Origin of the sequence: Binatus sp. (SeqCode) (assembly GCF_036522015.1) — a bacterium.
Classification (GTDB): domain Bacteria; phylum Desulfobacterota; class Binatia; order Binatales; family Binataceae; genus Binatus.
The window spans coordinates 1-3,205 of sequence record NZ_DATDGQ010000147.1 but is presented as its reverse complement, the minus strand read 5'-3'; the positions used below and the strand labels follow the sequence as shown (position 1 = coordinate 3,205).

Below are 3,205 nucleotides of genomic sequence, written 5' to 3'. Positions count from 1 at the left end.
GATTGGGAATAATTTGTGTCGAAAGAGTCCTCGTCGCCGTGCGTGATCTGGCGGCCGCGCGCGAAAATTGGCGACGCGCCGGGTTCGCCGTCGCGCCGGACGACAAAGAATTCGCCGCTGACGGCATCGGGATCGCGCGGATGGCCGCCGGTGCCGTGGAAATCGATCTGTGCGCGATGCAATCCGCCGGATCCGTCTCGCCTCTCGCGCAGCATTTGCGCGAAGCGACCACCAATGACAGCGGCGGCAGCATCATCGGATGGGTTTGGGGTGTAAAGGGCGTGTTGATCTCGGACGACCGTGAGCCGCGCACGGCCCCATCAGAATCAATCCTGCTGCCGGCGCTCTCGCCGCCTTTCATCAAGGCCGAGATGCTTTCATCGGGATTGCCCGGCGTCGTAACCGCAGCCGCTCCCATCAGTCTCGACATCGAGTCGCGCCGCCAGGCACTCGCACGGCTTTGCGGGACCAATGCAAACACCGTCGATTATCTCGAGCACATCGTCGTGATGACTCCGGTGCTGAGCGACGCGATCGCCGCCAACGAAGCAGTCGGTGTCCCGTGCAAGCGAATCCGCGAAGTCGGCAACGGGGCGCGACAGGCCTTCTTCAAGCTCGAGCAGACGGTGCTCGAAATCGTCGGACCCGCGACGCGCGGACGTCCCGGATGCTGGGGCCTCGCGCTGATGTGCACGGACATCGCGCAGGCAGTCGCAACCGCGCGCGCGAACGGTCTGCAAGCGACCGAGCCGAAGCTCGCGATTCAGGGTGGGCAGATCGCGCGAATCGTCGATCCGCTCGACGGCGTCGCAATCGCGTTCATGCAACCCGGCCCGCTCCGCGACGACTGATCGGCGAAGCGCCGACTCTGTCATCCTGACAAAGCGAACAACGCGAGCGGGCGGGCCTCCGGACAGCTTCGCATTCTTTGTCACCCTGACGACGGGAGCGTTAGCGACGGGAGGAACGGGCCTCGGACAGCTTCGCGCCAGCGAAGCCGGTACCGGTTTTTGAAATCGCGAAGCGCTCCTTGTAGTGTCATTGCGATCTCATCGCATCGATCTAGCAAACGATGCGAGATACAATCTCCAGCCGGAGCCCGCTGAAAAAACATGAGCATCAAACACTTGCCCGTGTCGGCTTCGGCCGACGAAATCTGCGCGGCCCTCGCCGACGACGGATGCGTCGTCGTCGATCGCGTCGTGCGCCCCGAAATCATGGACGAAGTCGCCGCCGAGCTGCGTCCCTTCACCGAAAAAACACCGTTCGGCCCCGACGACTTCAGCGGCCGCCGCACGCGCAGGACCGGCGGCCTGATCGCGCGCTCGCCAAAATCCCGTGAGCTTGTGATGAATCCCACGGTGCTCGGCGCGGTCGGCAAACTGCTCGGCCACGCGACCAGCTTTCAGCTCCACCTCACGCAAATAATCTCGATCGGCCCGGGCGAGCCGGCCCAGACAATTCATCGCGACCAGTGGGCCTTCGATTTCTTCCCGTTCCCGCGCGGCTACGAAGTCCAGTGCAACACAATCTGGGCGATGACCGACTTCACCGAGGAAAACGGCGCGACCCGCGTTATCCCCGGCAGTAACCGCTTCGACGACCGCCTGCGCTTCAGCGAGGCCGACACCGAGCCGGCCGAGATGACCAAAGGATCAGTGCTGTTCTATACCGGAAGCATCTACCACGGCGGCGGCGCGAACCGCTCGACCAACATCCGCACCGGAATCAACATCACTTACAACGTTTCGTGGCTCCGTCAGGAAGAAAACCAGTATTTGTCGGTCCCGCTCGAAATCGCGCGCACCCTTCCCGTCGACCTTCTTAGATTGATGGGCTACCGATTGGGCGCCTACGCCCTCGGCTATGTCGACGACACGCGCGATCCAATCGAGGTAGTCCGCCCCGACCTGGCCCGCAACGGCTTCCGCCCAGTCCTGGAAACGCAGAAAGCGGACGAATTCCTGAAGACTCAGCCGCACGGCGCCACGCAGAAGCCCGACTAGTCACTTTCTCCCGTCATTCCGAGCCGCGGCGGCGAAGAATCTCGACGGACGTTCTTGCGTCCGGCGTCTGCGAAAGCGCGTTTGGTGCGAGATTCTTAGTTGCGCTCAGGATGACGGAGGTCTTCAGAGTTACCGTTCGAACAGCCGCGTCGTGAAGTTGCCCGGCAGCAATGCTGTCTCAAGCGGATGGAACCCCCGTTGCTCGTAGTAGCGACACAGCCGCGCGTTCGACGCCATCGCGTCCAGCCGCGCAAAGCGCCGGCCGCGCGCGCCGATCGTACCGACCGCCCATTCCAGCATCCGCTCGCCAACTCGCATCCCGCCCGCGCTCCGCGCGACCGCCATGCCATGAACGTAACGGGCTAGCCCGTCGATGCCGCGTTCGCCCCACACGTCAGGATCAGACCATTGGATGGTCAGAGTGCCGATCCGGCCGTTGTCACCGTGGAAAAGATAGACCTCATGATGTTCGAGGCTTTCGCGGAGTATCTGTTCTCCCACGTCCATGTACCAGTGGTACCACTGTTGAATACCACGCTCGCTCAACCAATCCGCCGCTTCCCGCAGGAGCGCCATCACCACCTCATAGTCCCCGCGAGCAGCGCGCACGACGGTCAATCGACCTGCGTCAGTATCGAGACACATAAAATTCCCTCGCTGCTCTCCCCCTCTCACTGTGAGGGAGAGGATCGAAGGTGAGGGTCCTTTTGCAGCGCGCTCTTTGTTCCCCTCTCCAGAAGGGAGAGGGGTTAGGGGTGAGGTTTCGCGCACGATTCAAGATTCTGCCTCCGCCTGATCGCCTATGTCACCAAAGTTCAGGGCTGAACTGTTCAGCCTTACGCAGGATCATCGGCCGCGTTACTAATAACGAATGAGCGAAAACTCAGAGCGCTATTGTCTTGCCCAAATTCCGAAGCATCGCGGCGTCGAATGCTTCCGCACGAAAACATTTTCTGACGGAACAAAACTACCGATGGTATCCGACCCTCCCATAACCACAACAGGTTGTATGTTTTCGCCCTCCCGCCAAAATCTGACGTTCCAAGATCGTCATGATTTGCCCGATCCTGTTCACCCTGCATCGAGTTTCAGCGCGAAAACTTCCTGCGGTTCAGATACTCCGCGCAGGCTGTGCCGACCGATACTCTTCAGCGCTTCCTTCGACGCCGCCGCGAAACTCGCCGACGTTACTACCGGAC

General features: G+C 61.5%; 3 protein-coding genes. 2 read left to right on the top strand and 1 reads right to left on the bottom strand.

The window, feature by feature from the left end; all coding sequences use genetic code 11:
* Both VIW95_RS06145 and VIW95_RS06140 read left to right on the top strand, forming a co-directional pair.
* Nucleotides 1-851, top strand: an 851-nt coding sequence (locus VIW95_RS06145) for a VOC family protein (RefSeq protein WP_331584551.1), incomplete at its 5' end; no start/stop codon positions are given.
* A 261-nt stretch (nucleotides 852-1,112) separates the two neighbouring features.
* Nucleotides 1,113-2,006, top strand: coding sequence for a phytanoyl-CoA dioxygenase family protein (locus VIW95_RS06140; protein ID WP_331584550.1), 894 nt, complete (start codon nucleotides 1,113-1,115; stop codon nucleotides 2,004-2,006).
* 129 nt (nucleotides 2,007-2,135) lie between these two features.
* Here the strand turns inward: VIW95_RS06140 and VIW95_RS06135 are convergent, their stop codons facing one another.
* The gene (locus tag VIW95_RS06135; protein ID WP_331584549.1) at nucleotides 2,136-2,582 is read right to left on the bottom strand and encodes a GNAT family N-acetyltransferase; all 447 of its coding nucleotides are present in this window, start codon (nucleotides 2,580-2,582) and stop codon (nucleotides 2,136-2,138) included.
* Nucleotides 2,583-3,205: the final 623 nt, after the last annotated feature.